Consider the following 22,876-nt stretch of genomic DNA (forward strand, 5'->3'; position numbering starts at 1 on the left):
CAAAATCGCCGAAAATCGCTAAAGTAATGTCAATTCTAGAGACAAATCAAGACTGGTTAGTTAATGATGAGAGCCAATGTCTTCCCCTTAAAACTGAGAAAAATGATTTGCAAGAAGATTCATTTACACCGCCCTATCGACTCTATCGATTCCTCACAGATATTGAAGATATCATCTGGCAAGAAAAAGATGACCGTTTGCGATTACAAAAAATTTGTCCATTAGTTCGTCGATTATTAAATAGTTCAGAATGGATATTAACTAGTTTTTTGCTTCCCGATCGCGAAACAGGTTGGTCAGTCCAAATGCTCTATGATGAGCCAGATTTTGCGCTAACGGTGCAGACCGTCGCTTGGTCGCCGCAGCGTACTTCGTCAATTCATAATCATGCAACTTGGGGAATTGTGGCGTTGATTGATGGTGCAGAGAAAAATACCTTTTGGCAGCGATCGCCTACTCCAGACTTTCCAGATCGCATTGTCAAAACAGGCGAACATATACTTATGACAGGTGATATTCTCTGTTTAATGCCCAATGCAATTCACCAAATTGAAGTGATTGGTGATGAACCCACAATTAGTTTGAATATCTACGGTATAACTGACTATAGTAAACGTTTTGAGTTTGATGTAGAGCGGCGCACCGCTAGAGTTTTTTAAATACAAGGATGACTCGAAGCACCTTACATCCTTCTTAGCGAAAAATAATGTCAATGCATAAATCAATCAGAACAGCGATTTCTAATCTACTTGGTAAGCGAGTTTCTACCACCTCACTTCAGTTTCGTTTGACCGTAGAACTGATTGCACTGTCCGTCATTAGCTTAATGGGGGTATCTGCTTGGGCAGGTTGGAGCATGGAACAGACTGTAGTTAATGGTCATAAGCAAATGCTGGAGTACATTGCGATGCGTTTCCCCGATCTAGTGGAAATGTATATGGAAACGGGCGGAATTAACGCAGGAATAGAACGCACATCTAGCAAGGTCTCGACTTCAGATTTATCGGTTTTGGTTAAGAGTGCTGATGGACGAATTCTTGCTAAATCTGCGAATAATCATGACCTATCGGCAGACTTGACAAATATTGGTTATAACGAAGTACCAACTACACCAAAGGTAGTCCAAATAGGCGATCGCTATGCAGTCATGTGTGGTAGCGCTCTTATCGTAGATGGAAATATAGTTGGAAAAGTCTATCTCTCGCAAGATATCACCAATGAACAACGTCAACTAAATAATGGCATTTATGGATTAGCGATCGTCAGCACCATAGCAACTGGGGTTTTGATCTTAGCGATCGCTCTGCGAATTCGCAAAGCCCTTGTCCCTTTACAGCAAATGAGTCAAATGGCAAGTGTAATTTCTATTGACGACTTAGGTGGGGCGAAACTGCAACTAGCTAAGGCTCCTGATGAGATTTTGGGATTAGCACAGGCATTTAATGAAATGCTGCATCGGCTGTCAGGTTCTTGGGAGCAGCAGCATCAATTTGTCGGCAATGTATCCCATGAATTACGAACTCCCTTAACCGTTATCTGTGGTTATTTGCAGAGCTTATTACGGAGAGGTGACAATCTCAGCGTTTATCAAAAACAAGCCCTCGAAACCGCCAGCGCTGAGACTGAGCGTACAATCCAAATGCTCCAAGATTTGTTAGACCTCGCAAGGGCGGACAGTGGTAATTTACAGTTTCGTCAAGATCCCGTCTTTCTAAATACTTTAGCTGCGGAAGTTGCAGGCATGAGTGAGAAAGTCAGCGATCGCTCGGTAAAATTATTATCAACCGATCAAGATATAGTTGCTCTGGCTGACCAAGATCGGCTGCAACAAGTGTTAATTAACTTAGTTGATAATGCGATTAAATATTCTACTGATCCTGTGGAAATTCAATTAGCAACTAAAGATGAGCAAGCGATAATTCATGTTTGCGATCGCGGTATTGGTATTTCTCTAGCCCATCAACATCGTATCTTTGAGCGTTTTTATCGCAGTGATGATCCTTCCACACGCTCCAGAGATGGCACGGGACTGGGACTAGCGATCGCAAAAAGCCTAGTAGAAGGAATGGATGGAAGAATAACTGTGCTCTCCAAACCCAATGAAGGTAGTATTTTTACAATTACTTTACCGATATGGAATCCACAACGATGAATAATCGCATTCTTCTAGTTGAAGACGATCCCAAATTATCTAAGTTTATCGAATCAGAACTTAGTTTAGAAGGCTATGAAGTTACTGTGGCATTCAATGGTTTAGATGGATTAACTATAGCCCGTGACGATCAGCCTGATCTAGTGATTTTGGATTGGATGCTGCCCGAAATATCAGGACTAGATGTTTGTACAAGGTTACGCAAAACGGGAGTGCAAGTACCAATTATTATGCTGACCGCAAAAGATGAAATAAGCGATCGGGTGACGGGGTTGAACTCAGGAGCTGATGATTATCTCACCAAGCCTTTTAGTATTGAGGAGTTACTAGCCAGAGTTAAAGCCAGAATGCGGCGGATGTATCCCGAAATTTCTGACAACTTACAATTTGAAGATATCACTTTAAATCGCCTATCCCATGAGGTGTATCGGGCTGGACAGAAAATAGTTCTTACGGCAAAAGAGTTTGATCTATTGGAATTTATGTTGCGACATCCCCAACAAGTACTATCCCGTGACCAAATTCTCGAAGCTGTATGGGGTTATGACTTTATGGGTGAGTCTAATATCATCGAAGTCTACATACGGGCGCTGCGAATTAAATTAGAAGACAATAACTCTAAACGCATACTGCACACTGTACGTGGAGTTGGTTATGTATTACGAAATAATGCCTAAAATCTAGAGAAATTTTTGGAAGCGGCGCTAAGCAGCGCTTCCAAAAATTTCTCTGTACTACTCACCAAGCCTCAATAGCAGGCTTTCAAAAAAACGATTTTGGTGTTTCCAGCGCTAAAAGCGCTGGAAACACCAAAATCGTTTTTTTAATGAGAATAGCCGAGCCATCTCTCGCATTGCTATATTTGTTCATATACTGCTATAGAATACTAGATCTAGTATTAAACCAAGCATTACAAGATTTCGACTCATGGAAGATAAGTTGATGTTGATGATTCCAGGCCCAACACCTGTGCCTGAACAGGCGCTGTTGGCACTGGCAAAAGCTCCCATCGGACACCGCAGCGGTGATTTTAGCAAGGTCATGGCAGATGTGACCGCCAAGCTCAAGTGGCTACACCAAACTACTAATGATGTATTAATTCTCACCGTAAGCGGTACGGGGGCAATGGAAGCAGGCATCATTAATTTCCTCAGCAAAGGCGATCGTGTCCTTGTTGGGGATAATGGCAAGTTTGGCGAACGCTGGGTCGAAGTCTGTCAAGCATATGGTGTGAATGCCGAAGTAATTAAGGCTGAATGGGGTAAAGCCCTTGATCCCGAAGATTTTCGCGCCAAGTTAGAGGCGGATACTAACAAAGAGATCAAGGCAGTAATCATTACCCATAGTGAGACCTCGACAGGTGTTCTCAACGATCTTGTCGCAATTAATCGTTATGTTAAAGCTCATGAAAAGGCTTTGATAATCGTTGATGCTGTTACCAGTTTGGGCGCAATGAATGTTCCTATCGATGAATTGGGACTAGATGTAGTCGGTTCTGGTTCTCAAAAAGGCTATATGATTCCTCCTGGCTTGGGATTTGTGGCGGTCAGTCCTAAAGCGTGGGAAGCCTATAAAACGGCAAATCTACCAAGGTTCTATCTCGATTTAGGCAAGGCTCGTAAAGATGCTGCTAAAAACTCCACGCCTTTCACTACTTCGGTGAACATGGTAATGGCTCTGCAAGCTTCGCTTGATATTATGCAACGTGAAGGTTTAGAGAATATCTTCGCCCGTCATCTACGTCATCGTGAAGCAACTCGTGCGGCGATGAAAGCTCTCAATCTGGGCTTACTAGCTCCAGATGATGCAGCTAGTGCGTCAATCACATCGGTAGTTCCACCTGAAGGTTTGGATGCGGAAAAGATTCGCGCCACGATCAAGAAGAAGTTTGATATTGTCATGGCTGGTGGTCAAGATCATCTTAATGGCAAGATTTTCCGCATTGGTCATCTAGGCTTTGTTGGCGATCGCGATATTCTCACTGCAATTGCTGCCCTCGAAGCCTCTATTTCGGCTCTTGGCTACACTAATTTCACTTACGGTGCTGGTGTAAAAGCTGCGATCGAAGTTCTGAACGGTTAATTTGTCTGCTTCATAGGTTTGTAGCCCTGCACTCAAGTGCGGGCTAAAAGCTCAAACCCGTTGAAACGGGTTAATCGAAAGTATTCTTTAGTCCACTTTAGTGGACTTGAGCTTTTAGCCAAGAACTTGAGTTCTTGGCTCGTTTGCGTAATTCCAATCCATAAAAAAAGGCGCTTTGCGCCTTTTTTTATGGATTGATTGAAGTATAAGCACTTGGGCATTTATAGCCTTCATCTTGGTTTTGAGGTTTAGTTGGGATTTGTTTAGTGGGAATATTGCTTTCACATAGAAGTAACTTTGTGACTTTTTGATTAGCATCATCACTAGCGATCGCATAGACAATTCCCGTATAAGCTTTTAATCCATCTTTTAAAGGAATCGCATTATTCTGCACCAGATCTCCCAAGATTGTAATTTTGTAGCTATAGAACTCTGAATTAAGCGATAGCCCCGATTTTAACTGATTGATATCTTGAGAGAATTGTCCCTGCTCTTGGAATATTTGCTGCTGTGATCGCATGATTACACGAATATAGGATTTGCCCTCTGCTTCACGAATTAGTAATGATGAGCTAACTAAATCAGGCGATCGCAAGATTTTGACATCTTTGGCAACAGTTGTACTATCTGAAACCTTAGTTAATTGTTGTGGTTGAGTATCCAAAACTGTGGGACGAGGTTGCTCAGGAACCGCATTGGCAATTTTCAACTTTCCATCATTGTCGATTTCATAAATAGTTTGAGTGGTGAGATCGCCAAAAACAAGATCGAGTTGCTGAGGATTTGTGCTGGAATTGACTTTGAACTTACCTGCGATCGCGGTTTTTCCTAATGACAAATCACCTGATGGCGAATTATTAGACAGAATATAGACATTGCCATCAACTTCATTTTGGTTTTCAAAAATTGCTATGCCAGTTTTGACTCCATCTTGATTTTTGAATTCCCAAGTTCCTGCTAGTTTGTAATTGGTTGAGGTTTTGGCGCGATCACCCATGCTATTACAACTGATCAATCCAACCGTGATACAGGGAATTGCGATCGCTTGGCAAAACATTCTCACTACAATAGTTTTGACATTTTCTCGGAAAATTATTTTTCGCATATTTACACCTATTTAGCCCATGCCATAGCTATCAGTAAACCTTAATAAACATATTTAAGAATCACAATTAGAATAGAAGCGATCGCTGAGCAGATCAAAATAAGCTCAAATTTTTGAAAATGCTTACCTTTAATCGGTCTTAGATAACTAGATGGGAATATTGATTCATCTTCCTCATCAAACACCTGAACTTCGTATAGTCCCAAGGCTTTTTCAACACGCACCGAAATTCCCATTGTTTTAATATAACCTCTCCTAATATCGATTAAAATCAGTAAATTCCCAATTCCAAACATCACAATAATACAAATAAATAGAATTGTTTCGGGAAGTGATGGCTTTACTGAACGTTGTACAATCCAACCAATAAACACTGTAAAAAGAGTAATCGCAGTACTAACGATGCTAAAGACTCTAGCTCTCATTTCTCTTAGTCTTTCTTGAGCTGTGCCACGTACTGCTAATAAGATTGACGTTTTATCATTACTCATACAACAATTCTAAATAAATAAGCGTAGTTCAGAAGTTGGAGAATTCAGAAATAAATCTGCTCTTTGCAAGACGGATGCTGATATCTTAATCTGCTTGAGAGCTACCAAGCCCTCATTTACAAAGGATTGACATAGAGCTGCGTTATTACCTTTATTAAAAGTCGTCTCATAAAAAACTTCGCGAATACCCGCCGACACCACCAGCTTTAAGCAAGAAATACATGGTTCTAAAGTCACATAAATACTCGCGCCATCGGTGGAAATTCCATGTTTAGCTGCTTGGGCGATCGCATTGGCTTCTGCGTGAACTGCCCTTGAGGGGAAATCTTTGTTCACAGTGCAATCACTCATATCTGGATAACAATAACCTTGTGTAGTGCAGTGGACTGAACCTGAGGGTGAGCCATTGTAACCTGTAGCAAGTACCTGCCTGTCTTTGACAATTACTGCACCTACGGGGAAAGCTAGACAGGTTGATCGCATAGCAGCAAGTTTGGTCAGCAGCATAAAGTATTCATCCCATGTGGGGCGTTGTTTCAATGCAGCATTTTCGATCAATTCTGTCATGAGAGATAAATAATTATGGAGTTTGAGGAATAGTGCAAAATAGTTTACCGCAATGTCTAGAGCTTATCATAGGCTGCATGAAGCTATACTCACGGCACTTTACGCCCAAACCAGAACCAATAAAATTTTAAAAGTGGTGATTTGCACGACTTTTAAAATTTTATTGTGGTTCGTTTGATTGAAAATAACTCATCGGAGAATATGCGATTTTTATAGCGATCGCCAAGCATATTAGTCCAAAACACAAAGTGGCGCAGCCATTTTGTGTTTTTAAAACCCAAGAATACGATTGGCGGCGCGAAGCGCCGCCAATCGTATTCTTGGGTTTTGATTTGTAATACAAATGGCGACAGCTATACAAGTCTTTGAATGGTGATTATTCTTCAAACTGCCAACGATCTTGAGATGCGGTTTCGTCGAAGAATCGTTTAGGTCGCAAAGTTAGGGTGATTTTACCCAATAACTTCACATCTGGAGAGGACTCAAACCATGCAAACTTGAGATTGCCATCTTCATCAGCGATCGCAAAATAGCCATTTTCATCCCAATCCTGTTGGGCGCGATCGACTAGTACTAAAATATCTTCTGCGCGATCGCGAATTGAACTAACCACTTCTTCTTGAGCGATCGCGGCTTGCAAAGTATTTGTATTACAAGAAACGATCACTCCATCTTCCGCTTCATGTACCACAAACCATCCTGGGAGAGTTGCCCATGTAGACTCTCCAGAGGAATGCACAATCCCAAAAGGTTCAATTTCATTAGCGGAGGAAACTGCTGTGAACTGTTCGCTTGACATTGGCAAAGTTCCGACGACAGGCAAAATCCGAGGAATACTATCTTCGGCATCGTAACGGAAGTTAGGCAGCTTGGGAGCTTTCTTTTTGGTGGGGTTAGCCATGTCGGTGAGCAAACGTTCGATCGCCGATCTTGCCTTTTCGCTATGGGCAAAGCGCAATCCTCGCGCAATCAATCTCGTGCGTTCCTGCGGATCGATTTTGCCTTGAGCCGCTTTCAGAACTTGCAATACGACTGCATCCCCAGGGTGGCGAGTAAATCCTTCTGGTAAATTTGCCACTGAAGAAGCTTCTTTAATTGCCTTGACGACATCTTTGGCTTCCAAAACATCAAGATTCTTCTCAAGGGCAAAGGTTGCCATCGCTACTCTTTCGGACTGATTGAGTACACGCAACTCATTGAGAATGTCACTTCCCTTTTGCTCAAAATGGGCAAGTACAATAGCAGCAGCATTACCTGCTTGTAGGCTGGCATATACCTGTGAAGCAACGACAATCTGATTTTGTTGAACTGGCTCAAAACCCGTGTTTTCAAAAATTGCGAGGGAATTCTCGCCCATTTTTTGCAACATTTGGCAAGCAATCCCCCACTGCACCCAAGTGCCTTCTTTATGGCGCAAGAGTCTCAAAAGCCCTTCAGAATCAGTTGGAAGTGTGGGTACTGGGGTTGGCATAGTTGTAACTGGAAGTAAATTAGAAATGAGAGCGATCGCTTCGCTCTGCCATATAACTTTATATCATCTCACCTTAGAGGCTTGATCCCACAGCCACACAAATAGCCAAGAACTCAAGTTCTTGGCTAAAAGCTCAAGTCATCTAAAGATGACTAAATCAAATCAACCTGTTGTTTCAACCCATTTCAACGGATTTTAGTTTTTAGCCCGCACTTGAGTGCAGGGCTATTGGTCTTAAGCAGCAACTTGCTTGTGATTATTTTTATGTTCGCGCATTGAGTTCACAAAACGCTCGAAGAGATAATCGGCATCGTGAGGACCGGGGCTGGCTTCAGGGTGATACTGCACTGAGAAGATAGGTAGGGTTTTATGTTCTAAGCCTGCGACGGTGCGATCGTTGAGATTAATATGGGTCAACTTTGCAGCGGACTCATCAAAGGATTCACCTGTGAGCGCAAAACCATGATTTTGACTGGTGATTTCCACTCGGCGATCGGCGTTTTCGGCTTGGTTTTGGGCAGGTTGATTGAGTCCACGATGTCCAAACTTTAGCTTGAAGGTGTCACCGCCCATCGATAAACCGAGAATCTGATGTCCTAAGCAAATACCAAACATGGGCTTGTCAGAAGCTAGCAGCGCTTTAGCGGTTTCAATGCCTTGAGTGACGGCGGCGGGATCTCCAGGGCCATTGGATAGGAAGATTCCATCGGGATTGTAGGAGAGAATTTTTTCGGCAGGGGTGTCAGCGGGGACGACGATCACGCGGCAACCGTAGCTAGCAAGGCGACGAAGAATATTGCGCTTGACACCGAAATCGATCGCAACAACAGTCATGGCTTCACCAGTTAACTGCGATGGTTCGATGAATTCCCATTCAGGTAAGGTTTTGTCAGCCCATTCATAAATGCGATCAGTCGAGGCGGCTTGAGCAAGATTTTGACCTTGCATCGAAGGAGCTGCTTTTACTTGCGCTAATAAGACTTCAGGATCAAGAATTTCCGTGGAAATACCGCCATTCATCGCACCCAGCGATCGCAACTTACGGGTAAGAGCGCGAGTATCAATTCCTGCAATGCCGACGACATTATGAGCTTTGAGGTAATCGGGCAAAGACTGACGCGATCGCCAATTACTGGGGACAGCCGTAATGTTACGCGCAATTACGCCACGCACCTGTGGGCGATCGGACTCATCATCTTCGGGCGTTACGCCTGTATTGCCAAGTTCAGGGCAGGTAAAAGTTACAATTTGACCACGGTAACTGGGATCGGTCATTACCTCTTGGTAGCCAGTCATACCAGTATTAAATACTACTTCGCCGATCGCGGTTCCTGATGCGCCAAACGCATAGCCACGGTAACAAGTACCATCCGCCAAGACCAAAATCGCTGCTTGCTTTGTTGCCATATCTTCAAATACTCGTTCGTTGCTGTCCACTGTTCAGATACTTATTTTGGACACTAGCGGACATTCTAAACGTTATCTAGGTCACAAGATCAAAAAAGAAGGCTTGCATTGCAAGCCTTCTTTTGATTTAGTTAAGAACTTCAGCTATTTCAATTACTTGACCATCGGGGTCTTTGACCAAAAAGTTGAGCGGCTTTTCACTACGGACTTTGTGTTTAATACCTTTGACTTGAATCTGCAACAAGAGTTGCTCTACACAATCGCGATTAAAGCAAATATGTCGTCCTCGGTTTGCGTCGGTAGCATTAGCCCCAGGGACAATGTGCAATTGTATGTTTTTCTTTAACTGATACCATGCGCCTTCCATGTCTGCTGAATATTTGGATTGAGAGCGTCTAGCTTCAGCAGGAATATAAATGGGATCGGCAGGTGCGCCCATGCCATATTCATAGCCATAGTAATAATGTAGCGGCACATCTGCGATCGGCAGCTTTAACTCGCCTTCGTAAAAATATCGTGCTTGATCAAGATTTGATACCATGATCGTATGTACTTTAGGTGCGCTGGTGAGGAACATCCACATGGCAACAGCATATGCCCCAAGCAGCATAACCATGATGCCTTGAGTAGAAAACAGTGACTCCATCGGAAAGCAACTACATATTAGAGACTAAGCTTTTTTAGTTTAACGCAACTGTAATAGGTTTAAGTCATTGAGTAACATTTTGGCGATAAATCTTGCATTTTTCTCTTTAGTTTAAGAATAATATTTTCTTCAGCTATTCTCATTTTAAAAATCGGTTTTGATGAAAGTCCGCCTTTGGCGGACTTTCATCAAAACCGATTTTAGATTTTTCAGCGCCGTAGGCGCTGAAAAATCTAAAATCGGTTTCATAATGAGAATTGCTGTATTTTCTTAGATCTAAGAAACCATTTAAGAATTGTCTAGATCCCCCCCAGCCCCCCTTAAAAAGCTACGGTGTACACACAAGTCATAAAACCTATTCAAGTCAACAATTAATCGCCCCCTAACCCCCAATTCTGGGGGAACAAGAAAATAAAATTCTTTCAAAGTCCCCCAGAATTGGGGGATTTAGGGGGCTGAGATAAATCGAAACGTAGACAGTTGACTTGTGTGTACACGGTAGCTTAAAAAGGGGGGAGAATTTAATTCTTCCCCCTTTTTAAGGGGGATTGAGGGGGATCTCTTAGAGCTTTTGACCGCAGAAAGTAATTCTTAAATGGTTTCTAAATCTAAAAAACACCAAATTTTGCTAAGTCGCCAATTTTGGAATCAAGAAATTGCCGATAAATGTAGATGTGCATTCAATTGTGGACTAAAAGCTCAAATCCGTTGAAAAAGGTTTAGAAGTATCTCGCATTTATTTAACCTTCATCACCAAGATAAGCTTCAATTACTGCCCGATCGCTTTTAACAATTTCGGGCTTGCCGATCGCAATTAATTGTCCAAAATCTAAAACGGCAATGCGATCGCATAGTCCCATTACTAAAGGTACGTGATGCTCGATCAGAAGAATTGTGAGTTCAAAGCGATCGCGCAAACTGCGAATAAAATCACTTAATTGCCCTTTTTCATTAGGATTCATTCCTGCGGCAGGTTCATCTAGTAATAATAATTTTGGTTGTAGCGCAAGAGCACGAGCAATCTCAAGACGGCGCTGATCACCATAGGAGAAATTTTTGGCTTTAACATCAGCACGATCGCTCAGTCCTACAAGTTCCAATAATTCTAAAGCGCGATCATAGGTTTGCTTCTCTTCTTTTGCAGTTGGTGGAAGTCCTAAAATTCCATTCCAAATATCTGTAGTCGTACTGAGATGTCTTGCGATCGCTACATTCTCTAAAGCAGATAGTTCTCCGAATAAACGGATGTTCTGAAATGTTCTTGCAATTCCAAATTTAGCAATCTGATGCGGACGGCGGTTAGTGATTTCTTTCCCATCGTAGAGAGCCTTGCCACTCGTCGGCGCAATTAATCCTGTGATTGTATTAAATAGCGTCGTTTTACCTGCTCCGTTTGGTCCAATCACGCCAAAGATTTCATTTTCTTGCACATCAAATGACACTTCATTTACTGCCACCAAGCCCCCAAAGCGACGGGTTACTTGCTGAATAGCTAAGATTGATTTGCTATTTATATTCATGACAATTGTGATGTGCTTTTGCTGATTTTCGGTAAAGTTGTTTTTACATCGCTTTGCGCTGTAAGCGATACGCTACCATATTTCACGATGTTCTATGAATACAATAATAAGTCCTCTTCGGTTAAGCTTTGTAGCATTGGCAAGTATGGCGATCGCAGTGACACTTCTTCCACAAATCTCTGATGCATCACCTAATTTACCTCTCATTTGATTGGGTAAGGTTTTAAGCCACAGTTCTTTGTATTTATATATACAGAAACTTCCTGTCTACTCGCCTTAGATACAGCAAGAACTTGTATACAGTATACGCATTGATCTTTGAATGTTATTTATGTGCACAGTTTTGTTAGCGCTGACACTATCAGCAAGCTTGGGATAGGAAAGTATGGCTTTGGTCTTAGCAGTATCTACAACACAGTGAAATTCACTTTCAAAAAACTTCTCTATCCAAGGTTTTATATTCATGTTGGTCACCAAACAACCTGTACTTAAGCGCTTCTGGTATCCAGTGATGCCGATCGCGCAACTCTCTGCTGACAAACCCCAACCATTTCAATTATTGGGACAAAAGATTGCTCTCTGGATCGATAAAGATGGTAAACCTGCTGCTGTTGCCGACCAATGCTGCCATCGATCAGCCCAGCTATCCAGAGGCGTTGTGATTGATGGCTGCATTCGTTGTCCTTATCATGGGTGGTCATACAACTCTGAGGGAACCTGCGTGAAAGTACCTCAACTAGAGAGTGAGAAGCTACCTAAAACTTACAAGGTGAACTCTTATCTATGTGTTGAAAGGTATGGGTATCTTTGGGTTTGTTTAGATCAGCAGCCATTGCATCCAATTCCTGAGATCGCAGCAGTGACAGACCCATCTTTTCGCATGATTCATGAGTTTTATGAAACATGGAAAGTTGGAGGCTTGCGGGTGATCGAAAACTCCTTTGATAGCGCGCATGGACATTTTGTCCATGCCTCATCATGGGGTGATCAGAGTAACCCAGTGCCACCTCCTATCGACGAAACCATAGAAACTGATACTGGCTTTGTGATGAAGCATTGGGTGGAAGTTCTGAATCCAGACCTCCAAAAGAAGAATTTAGGAATTGCTTCCGAAAAGACGATTCGGACTAACGAACGCACTTGGTATATGCCTTTTGCCCGCACGCTGAAAATCCAATATCCCAATGGCTTGATTCATCTAATTTTTACGGCTTATACTCCCATTGATGATCAGACGACTCAGTTAGTTCAGTTCTGTTTGCGAAATGATACAGAAGAAGATGCAAAAGCGGCTGACATTATTGCCTTTGATCGTCAGGTGACGCAAGAAGATCGTGATGTATTGGAAACCACTGAATTTGATGCGCCATTGTCTCTAGCAGAGGAGCAGCATATGCCGTCGGATAAGCCAGGAATCATCATGAGGCATCGACTAGCGGCTTTACTGAAAGAGCATGGCGAAGTGGAGCAACGTCTGAATTATCCAAACCCATAAGGTTGCGCTCCGAAGGGGCGCAACCTTATGGGTTTGGGATCTACACTTATGCAGCATGAAGGAATATCTCAATGTTAGTTACTAAACAACCAGTACTCACACGGTTCTGGTATCCCGTTATGCCGATCGCACATCTCAGTGCCCAAATGCCACAGCCGTTTGAGCTGCTGGGACAAAAACTAGCACTTTGGCTAGATATTGATGGTCATCCAGTCGCAGTAAGCGATCGCTGTTGTCATCGAACAACGCAACTTTCTAAAGGAGTTGTCATTGATGGGTGCGTTCGCTGTGCCTATCACGGTTGGCAATATGATGGGCAAGGGGTCTGTGTGAAGGTTCCTCAATTTAGTCCCGATCAAAAAATCCCTCCCAGTTACAAAGTGGAATCCTTCAAATGTGCTGAGCGCTATGGATATGTTTGGGTATGTCTAGATAAGGAACCATTGCTGCCGATTCCTTATATTCCTGAAGCTGAAGATCCTGCTAATCGATTAATTCCTCAATGCTATGACCAGTGGCAATGTAGCGGTTTGCGGGTAATGGAAAACTCCTTTGATAATGCTCATTTTAGCTTTGTCCATGCCGCATCATTTGGCAGTATTGAGCAACCAAAGCCAGCAGCTTCCGAAATCACAACCCTCGAATTTGGTCTGGTGATTAAATCAGAGGTTCCAGTAATTAATCCGCCTGCACAACAAAAGAATCTCGGCATGACCGAAGCTTTTACAACTCGATTTGTCGAATCGACTTGGCATATGCCGTTTAGCCGCACATTAAAAATTACTTATCCCAATGGATTAATGCATTCGATTTTTACGGCGGCAACTCCTGTAAGCGATCGCATTTCTCAGATTGTGCAGTTCTGTGTACGCAATGACACAGAATCTGATGTAAGTGCCGAAGATGTGATTGCCTTTGATCGCCAAGTCGTTTTGGAAGATCGAGTTGTTCTGGAAACGACAAACTACGACACTCCACTTGATGTGGCAGTCGAGCAGCATATGCCATCTGACCAGCCAGGAATCGTGATGCGGCGCAAACTACTTGCACTATTCAAGCAGTATGGTGAGACGGAGCATCATTCTTAGCCAAGGCACTCAAGTTTCGGCGTAAGCAATCATTTCATTTTTTGCGAAATAGATCACCAATTTTGCTGAGGAAAACATCGTACAGTGTGGCTTGTTTAAGGACAGCGAGAATTATCTTTTCAAAGGATTTGCCTTTCATTTGTCCAGATGCTTTGAGTACGAAAACTACAGCAATAATCATCAACAAAATAATCGAAAACATTGCTACAACTAGCTGGGTAATATTCAAAATCCCTGCAAAGGAAAGCACCAAAACAGCCGTAGTTGAAAAAAGGAATCCAAAGGAAATCGATGCAGCAATTACTGAAGGGAGTTGAACTTCTTGAGGTTTGGTCAAATTTTCAGGTTGGGGCTTTTCAGGTTCGGACATTATGGTTGCTTGATGGTTGCTGTTGTTAATGATAACTGTTACAGGGGTTTGCCGATCGCTATACGGCTCTCGTTCTCGCAATTCATCTTTTGAACGCGATCGCCTATCTTCAATACCATCAAGTAATTCGCGAATATTGTAGTCACGATCGCTATTTTCAGGAGAATAGTCTGTTTTTCCTCGATCTAATAGATTGAGTAGATGTTTATAACTGACGGTGACTTGGAGATTGTCGGGGAGAACGATACGCTCATCGGGAGTGAGTTTTGGACGGTCGTGAATATCGTCAAATTTGTCGCGGATCACGGAGAGAAAATTGTGGCGGGTGTGGGGATTGCCTTTGATTTTGACGGAGATTTTGGTGTCTTCGAGATCGGCTTTGATGTAGGCGAAGTTGCCAGTATCGGAGGCAAGGATTACGCCTGTACGCCAGTAGGTTCGGCTGTTGGTGCGAGCGATTAGTTTGTGAGCTTTGACGATGAAACGGGAAATGACGCTATTGGGTAGGACTTTATCGTAACGATATTCAAATCTCAGGCAGTCGTCCCATGTGCCTGTATGGGGTTCCTCTTTGGGTAGTAAGTCGGGAATGAGGTATTCGGGATAGTCGTGATCGCGGGAGTTTTCCATTGCAAAGCATAGCTCAAACTTTTCCATCATTCTGAGAATGAATTTACGCGCTTCTTCGGTGGCATAGCAGTCCTGTTCTTTGTTCAATTTGGGCCGAAAAATTCGCTCTGTGTCTTGCCAATACAATACACCTTTATATTCCGTCATCAAGAGGTTATCGTTAATGATTTTGTATGCGCCGACTGTGACCCATTCGGGATTGAGAACGTTGGTATCTTTGAGGCGTTTGTCGTCGGTGAAGTTGAGAATGATGCCCAGTTCGTGCAGGAGGCGGACGAGGGTATGGCGCGATGATTCTCTAGTGATGCCAGTATCGATGCATTTTTGTTCGTATTCCTGATAGGTGATGTAGTCGCGATCGTCCTGTTCCAGTTTGTCCTTGAGGTTTAGCCATTTGACGGGTATGGGATCGAAGACATGGGGCATTTCGTTGGCGATGATTTCGGCGATTTTTTGTTTGAGTTCGCTAATTCCTAATCCTGTGGCGCAGGATGTGCCGATAAAGCCTTTGATGTTGGGATATTTGGTTTGCAAGCCGTGGCGATCGAGGTCGAGGGGATGGTCATCGATTTTATTACCGACAATAATTACGGGGGCTTGATTTCCGAGACTTTCGATTAGTTTCAGCCAATATTCGATGCGATTGGCAAGTTCGTCTTCGCGGGTGTTGATGACCAATAAATAGAGGCTGCGCTCGGTGAGAAAGAACTGATGGGTGGCGTGCATGATTTCCTGTCCGCCAAAGTCCCAAACCCGCAGTTTCACCTGTTCATTTTTGGCTGTAATCTGCCAATGGCGAATATTAATGCCATCGGTTTTGCGTTCGTCTGTATCAAATTGATTGTCGAGTAAGCGCTTGACTAGTGAGGTTTTGCCTACGGTTCCCTGTCCAACTAAAATTACCTTTACTTCGTTTAATGGCTGTCGATCAGTTTCTAATATAAAATCAAAAATTGCTTTAGGATTTTTTGTGTCTGCTAGAATCTCATACGGAATCACCAGTGAATTACCGTGTAAATCAAGTTCTTCCAAATTTTTAAGTTCGGCAATTTCTTCAGGTAATTCTTGAATTAGATTATTGTCAATCCACAGTTCTTTTAAGTTTATTAATTTACCAATATTGGAGGGGATCTGTACAATTTGATTATTGTCAAGCCAGAGTCTTTTTAAATTTTTTAATTCGGAAACCTCATAAGGTATACATCTAATTTGATTTTTCCTAACAAAGAAGCCTTGTAATTTTTGTAGTTTATTAATTTCTCTTGGAATCTCGCTGATTTGATTAGCCCATAGTGATAGATTCTCAAGATTAGACAGACAGGTTATTGCTTCAGGTATCCTCGGAATTTGATTGCATGAAAGGTTAAGCGTAGTCAGCTTGGTTAGACTGGCGATTGCGTCTGGTATCACTGTGATTTTGTTGCCATGGAGGCGAAGCTCCATTAGATTTGATAATTGGGAGATCGCATCTGGTATCGCCATGATTTTATTGTTATCGAGGTCAAGCGTAGTCAGATTTGCTAAGTTGGTGATTGCGTCTGGTATCGCCGTGATTTGGTTGTATGGAATATGAAGTTCTTTGAGATTGGTTAATTGAAAAATCTCTTGGGGAATAGCAGTTAAACGATTTCCTTTAGTCTTTCTTTCTTTGTAGTCATGCTTACCTAGAATCAACTTTTCCAGACTCTGCAACCGTCCAATTTCGCTTGGCAATCCTTCCAGATCGTTCCCCGACAGATCGAGTTCCGTCCAGCCCTCTCGTTCTGCTTGTGCGATTATTGCCAATAACTCTGCATCGTTCATAAATTCAAGGAAAAAGTAGAAAGGAAAAAGGAAAAAATGGGATTTGAGACTGCGATGAGTTTATTCTAGAAACCAATTTTCAATTCTTAAACCATCGAAAAACTGAAAATCTGCAACATTGTTAGTTACCAAAATCAAATTATTGACATGAGCAATACTCGCAATTTGCCCATCCGCAAAAGCAGGAGTCTTACCCATCTTCGCTAACCTTGCTCTCTCCCTTGCGTGCCACTCCGCCGCATCGCGATCGTAATTAAACACTGGCAAACTCAATACCGACTCCTGAATATAATTCCAAAGAGCTTCTCGCTTTCTAGATTCTGGCAATCGCAAACAACCGTACATAAGCTCATGCACAACAATACTCGCAGTAACAATTTCCGATTGACAAACTTCTAGCTTATGTAAAACATTCGCATTGGGAATAAGTCTTGCTGGTTCCGAAAGCGTATTAGTATCAAGCAAATATTGAAAGCTCATAGGATGATTTCTCTACCCACGCTGCGATCGCGCAAATCCGCAAAATCTTCATTAGTAAACTCCATTCCTTCATTTTGGATTGTCAATCTAAATTTTTGTAATCCTTTCCAGAAAACAGATTTTTGTTGACCTTCTTTGAGGCTCTCAGGTTCTTGGTGAATTTGGCGATCGGCTAACTCAAATGTGAGAAATTCAATAAATCGCAAGACTTGTTGCTGTTGCTCAGTTGGTAATTTCTGCATTTTACTCACAGCATTTTCTAACACCGTCATTTACTGAATCCTCCTGCATATTTAATCTAGTGACATTTTACAAGATCTTTTAGATAGGCGATCGCCTTGTAAAGGGAAAACTAAAAAGTGATGATTTCTAAACCGCGATTTTTGACCAGATGTAACAACTTTAGCGCAGTTCCACTTGGTCGCTTCTGTCCGATCTCCCACTTCTGCACCGTTGACACACTCGTATTTAGCAAAGAAGCAAACACCGCCTGACTCACTCGACAAGCTTCTCGAATTTGCCTAATTTGCTCAGGCTGCAACGGTTCCACTGGCGGCAAACACAAGCGATCGAACTCGCGTAAAGTAACTTGATCCATCACACCAGCCTGATGTAGCCCCTTAGCAGTTTCATGCACCGCTTCAAGAATTGCTGATTTTTTCATCACAAAGTACCTCTATTAATTCATCATTACGCTGAGCAATAGCCAAATCCTCTACCGATAATCCCAGAAGATGATTAGACAATTTCTTCAAAGCTTCCTCTTCCTGTTTATTGATATTGCCGCGATCACTCTTAGCAAAACCAAATACAAAAATCCAGCGATCGCCTTTATTTGTAGCAACTAATGTCCGAAAACCTCCACTTTTACCCTGTCCAGTTCGTGCAACTCGTTTTTTGACTAATCCACCACCCAGATCTGCCTCATATAGCCCTTCCATCATTTCTCGCACAGCTAAACATAGACTAAGATTATTTAGCCCTTGCTTTCGCGCCCAACGGTCGAACCAACGAGTTTTATAGCTCCTCATTACTTTACTATAGCACTAAGTGCTATATGTTTTACCTGTGCGCTACCCACTCTCGACCAATATATCGCTTCTATTCCTGACGCTGCAAAATAATTTACCCAATCAGGCGACAAATTCATATCAATCAAAAACTTCATGCCGACACCAAAGCGACCTCAACCTCCTCAGACCGCCAAGCTGCATAGGACAACGCCGCCATAATATCCTCTTTCTCTAAATAAGGATAAGCATTTAAAATTTCTTCAACCGAATGTCCAACTGCCAATAGTCCAACCAATGTGCCCACAGTCACCCGCATTCCACGAATGCAAGGTTTACCGCCCATCACTTGAGAATCCAAGGTAATTCGCGCTAAATATTTCATAGGTTTTATTTGCTCCGAAAGCGTATTAGTATCAAAAAGGGAAAAAGACCTATGGCTGATATTTTAGCTGAAATTAATAAATGCTACAATGCAATAAAACTAGAGAAATAATTATGGAAACATCTCTTTTAGCGGTTGTTAAGAATGGCAAAATCCAATTACCTAGTCCTTTATCCATTCCAGAAGGAACAAAAGTATTAATCATTCCCATTCCTTTAAATAGAGAAACAGAAAATAATCCAGAAACGGATTGGGAATATTTTGCCCTACAAAATCTAAATCAATGCTACGAAGATAACGAACCAGAATACCCATTAAACCGAATCAAGGAATTCAACAAGGACTATGCAGGAAGGTAATATCATTCTAACGCCTATCCCACAATCTGATGGTGTAACCAAAAAGCGTCCTGCCCTGATTCTTAGAGAAATGCCAAAATATAAGGATTTCTTAGTTTGTGGCATCAGCACTCAACTCAAGCAATATATCCCCAACTTTGACGAAATTATCACTGAAAACGATGAAGATTTTGAATCAAGTGGTCTAATTACTGCATCCGTTATCCGCTTAGGCTTTTTGACAGTTATACCAAATAGAAATGTAATTGGTTCGACTGGTAAAATTTCATCAGCGAGATATCAAAGACTTCTAAGCAACTTGATTCAACATTTGACACAATCTTCAGTATCCAAATAACTACGCAGCTCGGCGATCGCTTCCTCCGCAGACTGAGACTTTAAAACACCAGCACGATACTCAGTCAAACCCTCATGACATTCTTCTAGAATTTCCCTCCTTCTCACCTCAGCATTCCGTTTCCTGAGAATATCAATTAACATTTCCTGCTGATCGATTGACAACTGACTAACCGCATCAAGCGTACTTTCAAACGTAATCATAATTCACCCTAATCGAGCAGATTCACAATATTTTACAAGGTTTTGAGGCAGGCGATCGCATTGCAAAGGCAAAAGGAAAAGCTGGAAAGCAACTATTTCTATTCTGCGATTTTTGACTCGATGTACCAACTTTACTGCAATTCCAATTGGGCGATTCTGCCTAGCTACCCATTTCTGTAACCCATCAAGTCACTCAAGAATGGTGCAAGATCTGAGTTAGTCTCAATGGAGAATCTCAATAGTTGTTCCCTTTTGCAACAAAGAATAAATTTCATCAACATCCTTGTTTTTTAAAGACACACAGCCTAAAGTCCAGTTGATTTTGCGATCAATCAGCCAATCAGTCCCCTTCTCTACACCATGAATTCCAATCTCGTCGCCAATACCATCTTTTGCAGTTACCTCACCTCTAGCCTGAGCCTGAGCAAATTTGCGCCATGAATCCTGATTGGGATAGTCCAACCAGATAAATTTTGACCATTCCGAATGGTAATAAAGATCTTTAACTCGAAATATTCCCTCTGGGGTGCGCTTATCGCCTTGACGCAATTTATCATCCTTAGGATTACCGCCCAAAACGATCGCATAGGATTTAATCGGCTTGTTTTGGTAATAGACAGTCAGCTTATATTTAGATTTTTCTACAACGAGTTTGATCGCCTTTTTATCGAGTTTTTTGAGATTAATTAAATCCGCGATCGCCTTATCTTTGTTGAGAAATTCATTTGCTGCCCTTGCTTCACAGTCTGTGATACATGGCAGTTCAAAAATATGAGGATTAGCGATCGCATAGAGACAGCTCAAGCTAGCCAGTACAACTAAGTAACCTAAAAATTTCTTCTGTAACATATCAACCTCAAATTATTTAGAACAAGAGGCTTAAGCACCTTGCTTATTTTTGGCAAGTACTTTTTTAGTTGTGCGTTTGCACCAACCTAAGAACTCTGGAGTAATGATCCCCTTAGGATAGAAAATTGTTCCAATCACAATCAAAACCCCAAAAATAATTAAGCGTCCATCTTTAAGAAATTGCCCTAACCATACAGGAACACCATTAACACTTGAAAATCCTCGTAAAACCTCAGGTAAAGCCGTTAGCACAATCCCCCCGACCACGGGCCCCAAAAAAGTGCGCGAACCACCAATTAATACAAAAGCTAAGAAAATAATACTGGCATCAAAGGTTCCTTGACGAGCATTCCATGTATTCAAAAAATGAGCGCTTACGGCTCCCACCATACCAGCCAAAATTGCGGCTAGAGTAAAGGCTAAGACCTTGTAATAAGTGGGGTTGATTCCCATCGAATCTGCTGCTAATTCATCTTCACGAATCGCAATTAGTGCCCGCCCAACTCGAATTTTTTCCAGACGATACATAAATGCCATACTCAATCCCAATAATGGCAGAGCAATCCAGAGATATTCTAAGGGTGACTGAAACGGCTGCGGAATCCCAAAAATCCCCACTGCACCACCAGTAATATCAAGATTGAGAGCAACTACTCGCAAAATCTCGACAAAGGCAATTGTAGCAATCGCCAAATAAATCCCCCGCAATCGCAACACAGGAATTCCTAAAATCACTGCCAAGAGTCCTGATATCAATCCTGCCGCCAACATTTCTAGCAATACCCACCAGACTGGCAAAGTCCCTGTTGTTGTTGTTAAAATTTTTGTAGAGGCGATCGCGGCAATATATCCACCTAGGGCATAAAATCCTGGTGTTGCTAATGATAGCTGCCCAGCCATCAACGGCAAATAGACAGAAATCCCAAGGGTTGCACCAAAAATTGCCGATACAATCAAAAAACCGTAGGTGTTAAAAAATTCAGCCATCATTATTAAATCAAGTTATTTTAAGGCAAAGAACAAAGCTCTACCCTTAAAAAATAACCTCCTATCGCACTAATTAGCTATCATTAGTCAACAAGCAGAAATACCTTAAGGAATTATTAAGATTTTCTGTAAGCCAGCCGAATATAAAGCAGCAATCATCCTGCGATCGCCGCTTAGCACATTAAACCTTAGCGTAGATCTTAAAAATGCAAGATTTTTACGTAAACCTTAGCAAATATCAAATTCTAGAGAGTACAAACAGTGGACATTCAAATTGGGCGTGGTAAAACTGCACGCAGAGCCTATGGCATCGACGAAATTGCATTAGTGCCAGGGGGCAAGACTCTCGATCCCAACGTTGCCAATACATTTTGGGAAGTTGGAGGAATTCGTCGCGAAATTCCGATTATTGCTAGTGCAATGGATGGTGTAATCGATGTTGATATGGCGGTAAGACTCTCGGAGTTAGGTGCATTAGGGGTAATCAATCTTGATGGTATCCAAACCCGCTATGACGATCCGACTCCAATTTTAGAAAAAATTGCCTCAGTGGGAGTTAATGAGTTTGTAGCGCTTATGCAACAACTCTATGCCGAACCTGTAAAGGCTGAACTCATTCAAAAACGTATTCGCGAAATTAAAGAAAAAGGTGGTATTGCTTGCGCCAGTAGCATTCCTGTTAACGCCTTTAAATATGGTGCGATCGCTGCTGAAGCTGGTTGCGACCTATTTTTCTTACAATCCACAGTCGTCTCTACTACTCACATTGCCGCCGAAGGACTAGTCTCCCTCGATCTCGCTAAATTCTGCCGAGAAATGCCGATCCCTGTCTTGATGGGTAACTGCGTCACTTACGATGTCACCCTAGAACTTTTAAGAGCAGGTGCAGCGGGTGTACTTGTTGGTATTGGTCCTGGAGCCGCATGTACATCTAGAGGGGTGCTTGGTGTAGGTATTCCTCAAGCCACAGCGGTAGCAGACTGTGCAGCCGCCCGTGAAGACTTTTTTAAAGAAACTGGCAAGTATGTACCAATCATTGCCGATGGCGGCTTGATTACTGGGGGTGATATTTGCAAATCGATCGCCTGTGGAGCCGATGCCGTAATGATCGGATCTCCCTTTGCTAGAGCCAAAGAAGCACCAGGTCGTGGCTTTCATTGGGGGATGGCAACACCGAGTCCTGTATTGCCTCGCGGAACCAGAATTCGAGTTGGTACAACAGGCTCACTAGAACAAATTTTGCGTGGCCCAGCGGGACTTGACGATGGCACTCACAACCTCTTAGGAGCACTTAAAACCAGTATGGGAACTCTAGGAGCGGCAACTATCCGAGAAATGCAACAGGTTGAAGTAGTAATTGCGCCATCACTTTTAACTGAGGGTAAAGTTTACCAAAAAGCCCAACAGCTTGGTATGGGCAAATAAATAAGGTAAAAGGC

Annotated in this window: 26 protein-coding genes; 9 read left to right on the top strand and 17 right to left on the bottom strand. The window is 42.4% G+C overall.

The window, feature by feature from the left end; translation table 11 throughout:
* Positions 1-26: 26 nt before the first annotated feature.
* The 4 genes from CQ839_RS16745 (at position 27) to CQ839_RS16760 (ending at position 4,234) form a co-directional block, all read left to right on the top strand.
* A complete protein-coding gene (locus tag CQ839_RS16745; RefSeq protein WP_103669437.1) occupies positions 27-659 on the top strand; it encodes a cupin in 633 nt (210 codons plus the stop codon).
* Positions 660-706: 47 nt separating this feature from the next.
* The gene (locus CQ839_RS16750) at positions 707-2,152 is read left to right on the top strand and encodes a HAMP domain-containing sensor histidine kinase (RefSeq protein ID WP_181016225.1); all 1,446 of its coding nucleotides are present in this window, start codon (positions 707-709) and stop codon (positions 2,150-2,152) included.
* On the top strand, positions 2,149-2,829 hold the full coding sequence (locus CQ839_RS16755; RefSeq protein ID WP_103669438.1) for a response regulator transcription factor: 681 nt from the start codon (positions 2,149-2,151) through the stop codon (positions 2,827-2,829). Before CQ839_RS16750 ends, CQ839_RS16755 begins: the two co-directional genes overlap by 4 nt.
* 250 nt (positions 2,830-3,079) lie before the next feature.
* Entirely contained in the window at positions 3,080-4,234 is a 1,155-nt protein-coding gene (locus CQ839_RS16760) for an alanine--glyoxylate aminotransferase family protein (RefSeq protein ID WP_103669439.1), read from the top strand.
* A 187-nt stretch (positions 4,235-4,421) separates the two neighbouring features.
* Here CQ839_RS16760 and CQ839_RS16765 read toward each other — a convergent pair whose 3' ends face one another.
* The 7 genes from CQ839_RS16765 to CQ839_RS16795 form a co-directional block, all read right to left on the bottom strand.
* Positions 4,422-5,339: a type IV pilin-like G/H family protein gene (locus CQ839_RS16765; protein ID WP_103669440.1), complete on the bottom strand. Its 918-nt coding sequence runs from the start codon at positions 5,337-5,339 to the stop codon at positions 4,422-4,424.
* 41 nt (positions 5,340-5,380) lie between these two features.
* Entirely contained in the window at positions 5,381-5,830 is a 450-nt protein-coding gene (locus CQ839_RS16770; RefSeq protein WP_103669441.1) for a hypothetical protein, read from the bottom strand.
* A gap of 9 nt (positions 5,831-5,839) precedes the next feature.
* Positions 5,840-6,397, bottom strand: coding sequence for a dCMP deaminase family protein (locus tag CQ839_RS16775; RefSeq protein ID WP_103669442.1), 558 nt, complete (start codon positions 6,395-6,397; stop codon positions 5,840-5,842).
* A gap of 376 nt (positions 6,398-6,773) precedes the next feature.
* Positions 6,774-7,868 (bottom strand): RuBisCO accumulation factor 1, encoded by a 1,095-nt coding sequence (locus tag CQ839_RS16780; RefSeq protein ID WP_103669443.1) that lies wholly within the window; start codon positions 7,866-7,868, stop codon positions 6,774-6,776.
* Positions 7,869-8,102: 234 nt separating this feature from the next.
* Positions 8,103-9,275 (bottom strand): glutamine-hydrolyzing carbamoyl-phosphate synthase small subunit, encoded by a 1,173-nt coding sequence (gene carA, locus CQ839_RS16785; RefSeq protein ID WP_103669444.1) that lies wholly within the window; start codon positions 9,273-9,275, stop codon positions 8,103-8,105.
* Positions 9,276-9,402: 127 nt separating this feature from the next.
* Entirely contained in the window at positions 9,403-9,921 is a 519-nt protein-coding gene (locus CQ839_RS16790) for a glyoxalase-like domain protein (protein WP_103669445.1), read from the bottom strand.
* A 740-nt stretch (positions 9,922-10,661) separates the two neighbouring features.
* Positions 10,662-11,441, bottom strand: coding sequence for an ABC transporter ATP-binding protein (locus CQ839_RS16795; RefSeq protein WP_103669446.1), 780 nt, complete (start codon positions 11,439-11,441; stop codon positions 10,662-10,664).
* A 463-nt stretch (positions 11,442-11,904) separates the two neighbouring features.
* Here CQ839_RS16795 and CQ839_RS16800 point away from each other — a divergent pair, with 463 nt between their 5' ends.
* Positions 11,905-12,936, top strand: coding sequence for an aromatic ring-hydroxylating dioxygenase subunit alpha (locus CQ839_RS16800; RefSeq protein ID WP_103669447.1), 1,032 nt, complete (start codon positions 11,905-11,907; stop codon positions 12,934-12,936).
* Between the two features lie 71 nt (positions 12,937-13,007).
* Positions 13,008-14,024: an aromatic ring-hydroxylating dioxygenase subunit alpha gene (locus tag CQ839_RS16805; protein WP_103669448.1), complete on the top strand. Its 1,017-nt coding sequence runs from the start codon at positions 13,008-13,010 to the stop codon at positions 14,022-14,024.
* Between the two features lie 34 nt (positions 14,025-14,058).
* Here the strand turns inward: CQ839_RS16805 and CQ839_RS16810 are convergent, their stop codons facing one another.
* From CQ839_RS16810 to CQ839_RS16835, 7 genes are all read right to left on the bottom strand, one after another.
* Positions 14,059-16,827: a COR domain-containing protein gene (locus CQ839_RS16810; protein ID WP_103669449.1), complete on the bottom strand. Its 2,769-nt coding sequence runs from the start codon at positions 16,825-16,827 to the stop codon at positions 14,059-14,061.
* Between the two features lie 60 nt (positions 16,828-16,887).
* Positions 16,888-17,307 (bottom strand): type II toxin-antitoxin system VapC family toxin, encoded by a 420-nt coding sequence (locus CQ839_RS16815; protein WP_103669450.1) that lies wholly within the window; start codon positions 17,305-17,307, stop codon positions 16,888-16,890.
* The gene (locus CQ839_RS16820) at positions 17,304-17,579 is read right to left on the bottom strand and encodes a hypothetical protein (RefSeq protein WP_103669451.1); all 276 of its coding nucleotides are present in this window, start codon (positions 17,577-17,579) and stop codon (positions 17,304-17,306) included. The genes CQ839_RS16815 and CQ839_RS16820 overlap by 4 nt, the downstream gene beginning before the upstream one ends.
* Before the next feature lie 80 nt (positions 17,580-17,659).
* Positions 17,660-17,971 carry a DNA-binding transcriptional regulator gene (locus tag CQ839_RS16825; protein WP_103669452.1) on the bottom strand — a complete coding sequence of 104 codons (312 nt, stop codon included), beginning with the start codon at positions 17,969-17,971 and terminating at the stop codon, positions 17,660-17,662.
* Entirely contained in the window at positions 17,949-18,338 is a 390-nt protein-coding gene (locus tag CQ839_RS16830; RefSeq protein ID WP_103669453.1) for a type II toxin-antitoxin system RelE/ParE family toxin, read from the bottom strand. The genes CQ839_RS16825 and CQ839_RS16830 overlap by 23 nt, the downstream gene beginning before the upstream one ends.
* Complete coding sequence (locus tag CQ839_RS26060) at positions 18,338-18,475, bottom strand: DUF5615 family PIN-like protein (RefSeq protein WP_374937748.1); 138 nt, start codon at positions 18,473-18,475, stop codon at positions 18,338-18,340. Before CQ839_RS26060 ends, CQ839_RS16830 begins: the two co-directional genes overlap by 1 nt.
* The gene (locus CQ839_RS16835) at positions 18,472-18,702 is read right to left on the bottom strand and encodes a DUF433 domain-containing protein (RefSeq protein WP_103669454.1); all 231 of its coding nucleotides are present in this window, start codon (positions 18,700-18,702) and stop codon (positions 18,472-18,474) included. The genes CQ839_RS26060 and CQ839_RS16835 overlap by 4 nt, the downstream gene beginning before the upstream one ends.
* A gap of 80 nt (positions 18,703-18,782) precedes the next feature.
* On the opposite strand from CQ839_RS16835, the gene CQ839_RS16840 reads away from it, so the two are divergent.
* Positions 18,783-19,061 carry a hypothetical protein gene (locus tag CQ839_RS16840; RefSeq protein WP_258040768.1) on the top strand — a complete coding sequence of 93 codons (279 nt, stop codon included), beginning with the start codon at positions 18,783-18,785 and terminating at the stop codon, positions 19,059-19,061.
* Positions 19,048-19,398, top strand: a complete 351-nt coding sequence (locus CQ839_RS16845) for a type II toxin-antitoxin system PemK/MazF family toxin (RefSeq protein WP_103669456.1) — start codon at positions 19,048-19,050, stop codon at positions 19,396-19,398. The genes CQ839_RS16840 and CQ839_RS16845 overlap by 14 nt, the downstream gene beginning before the upstream one ends.
* Here CQ839_RS16845 and CQ839_RS16850 read toward each other — a convergent pair.
* The 3 genes from CQ839_RS16850 to CQ839_RS16860 all read right to left on the bottom strand — a co-directional run bounded on the left by CQ839_RS16850 (position 19,365) and on the right by CQ839_RS16860 (position 21,437).
* Positions 19,365-19,601 carry a hypothetical protein gene (locus CQ839_RS16850; protein ID WP_103669457.1) on the bottom strand — a complete coding sequence of 79 codons (237 nt, stop codon included), beginning with the start codon at positions 19,599-19,601 and terminating at the stop codon, positions 19,365-19,367. The genes CQ839_RS16845 and CQ839_RS16850 overlap by 34 nt on opposite strands.
* A gap of 222 nt (positions 19,602-19,823) precedes the next feature.
* The gene (locus CQ839_RS16855; RefSeq protein WP_103669458.1) at positions 19,824-20,450 is read right to left on the bottom strand and encodes a murein L,D-transpeptidase family protein; all 627 of its coding nucleotides are present in this window, start codon (positions 20,448-20,450) and stop codon (positions 19,824-19,826) included.
* Positions 20,451-20,480: 30 nt separating this feature from the next.
* Positions 20,481-21,437, bottom strand: coding sequence for a branched-chain amino acid ABC transporter permease (locus CQ839_RS16860; protein ID WP_103669484.1), 957 nt, complete (start codon positions 21,435-21,437; stop codon positions 20,481-20,483).
* 261 nt (positions 21,438-21,698) lie between these two features.
* On the opposite strand from CQ839_RS16860, the gene CQ839_RS16865 reads away from it, so the two are divergent.
* Positions 21,699-22,862 (top strand): GuaB3 family IMP dehydrogenase-related protein, encoded by a 1,164-nt coding sequence (locus tag CQ839_RS16865; RefSeq protein ID WP_103669459.1) that lies wholly within the window; start codon positions 21,699-21,701, stop codon positions 22,860-22,862.
* Positions 22,863-22,876: the final 14 nt, after the last annotated feature.

It is taken from the genome of Pseudanabaena sp. BC1403 (assembly GCF_002914585.1).
Classification (GTDB): domain Bacteria; phylum Cyanobacteriota; class Cyanobacteriia; order Pseudanabaenales; family Pseudanabaenaceae; genus Pseudanabaena.

Bases quoted from the DNA above. Each gene is read 5' to 3' on its own strand.
- CQ839_RS16850 (WP_103669457.1), bottom strand. From the start codon at position 19,601: ATGATTACGTTTGAAAGTACGCTTGATGCGGTTAGTCAGTTGTCAATC.
- CQ839_RS16770 (WP_103669441.1), bottom strand. From the start codon at position 5,830: ATGAGTAATGATAAAACGTCAATCTTATTAGCAGTACGTGGCACAGCT.
- CQ839_RS16815 (WP_103669450.1), bottom strand. From the start codon at position 17,307: ATGAGCTTTCAATATTTGCTTGATACTAATACGCTTTCGGAACCAGCA.
- CQ839_RS16835 (WP_103669454.1), bottom strand. From the start codon at position 18,702: ATGAAATATTTAGCGCGAATTACCTTGGATTCTCAAGTGATGGGCGGT.
- CQ839_RS16830 (WP_103669453.1), bottom strand. From the start codon at position 18,338: ATGAGGAGCTATAAAACTCGTTGGTTCGACCGTTGGGCGCGAAAGCAA.
- CQ839_RS16750 (WP_181016225.1), top strand. From the start codon at position 707: ATGTCAATGCATAAATCAATCAGAACAGCGATTTCTAATCTACTTGGT.
- CQ839_RS16790 (WP_103669445.1), bottom strand. From the start codon at position 9,921: ATGGAGTCACTGTTTTCTACTCAAGGCATCATGGTTATGCTGCTTGGG.
- carA (WP_103669444.1), bottom strand. From the start codon at position 9,275: ATGGCAACAAAGCAAGCAGCGATTTTGGTCTTGGCGGATGGTACTTGT.
- CQ839_RS16860 (WP_103669484.1), bottom strand. From the start codon at position 21,437: ATGGCTGAATTTTTTAACACCTACGGTTTTTTGATTGTATCGGCAATT.
- CQ839_RS16810 (WP_103669449.1), bottom strand. From the start codon at position 16,827: ATGAACGATGCAGAGTTATTGGCAATAATCGCACAAGCAGAACGAGAG.
- CQ839_RS16845 (WP_103669456.1), top strand. From the start codon at position 19,048: ATGCAGGAAGGTAATATCATTCTAACGCCTATCCCACAATCTGATGGT.
- CQ839_RS16745 (WP_103669437.1), top strand. From the start codon at position 27: ATGTCAATTCTAGAGACAAATCAAGACTGGTTAGTTAATGATGAGAGC.
- CQ839_RS16855 (WP_103669458.1), bottom strand. From the start codon at position 20,450: ATGTTACAGAAGAAATTTTTAGGTTACTTAGTTGTACTGGCTAGCTTG.
- CQ839_RS16825 (WP_103669452.1), bottom strand. From the start codon at position 17,971: ATGAAAAAATCAGCAATTCTTGAAGCGGTGCATGAAACTGCTAAGGGG.
- CQ839_RS16800 (WP_103669447.1), top strand. From the start codon at position 11,905: ATGTTGGTCACCAAACAACCTGTACTTAAGCGCTTCTGGTATCCAGTG.
- CQ839_RS16805 (WP_103669448.1), top strand. From the start codon at position 13,008: ATGTTAGTTACTAAACAACCAGTACTCACACGGTTCTGGTATCCCGTT.
- CQ839_RS16840 (WP_258040768.1), top strand. From the start codon at position 18,783: ATGCTACAATGCAATAAAACTAGAGAAATAATTATGGAAACATCTCTT.
- CQ839_RS16760 (WP_103669439.1), top strand. From the start codon at position 3,080: ATGGAAGATAAGTTGATGTTGATGATTCCAGGCCCAACACCTGTGCCT.
- CQ839_RS16780 (WP_103669443.1), bottom strand. From the start codon at position 7,868: ATGCCAACCCCAGTACCCACACTTCCAACTGATTCTGAAGGGCTTTTG.
- CQ839_RS26060 (WP_374937748.1), bottom strand. From the start codon at position 18,475: ATGAAGTTTTTGATTGATATGAATTTGTCGCCTGATTGGGTAAATTAT.
- CQ839_RS16755 (WP_103669438.1), top strand. From the start codon at position 2,149: ATGAATAATCGCATTCTTCTAGTTGAAGACGATCCCAAATTATCTAAG.
- CQ839_RS16820 (WP_103669451.1), bottom strand. From the start codon at position 17,579: ATGACGGTGTTAGAAAATGCTGTGAGTAAAATGCAGAAATTACCAACT.
- CQ839_RS16765 (WP_103669440.1), bottom strand. From the start codon at position 5,339: ATGCGAAAAATAATTTTCCGAGAAAATGTCAAAACTATTGTAGTGAGA.
- CQ839_RS16795 (WP_103669446.1), bottom strand. From the start codon at position 11,441: ATGAATATAAATAGCAAATCAATCTTAGCTATTCAGCAAGTAACCCGT.
- CQ839_RS16775 (WP_103669442.1), bottom strand. From the start codon at position 6,397: ATGACAGAATTGATCGAAAATGCTGCATTGAAACAACGCCCCACATGG.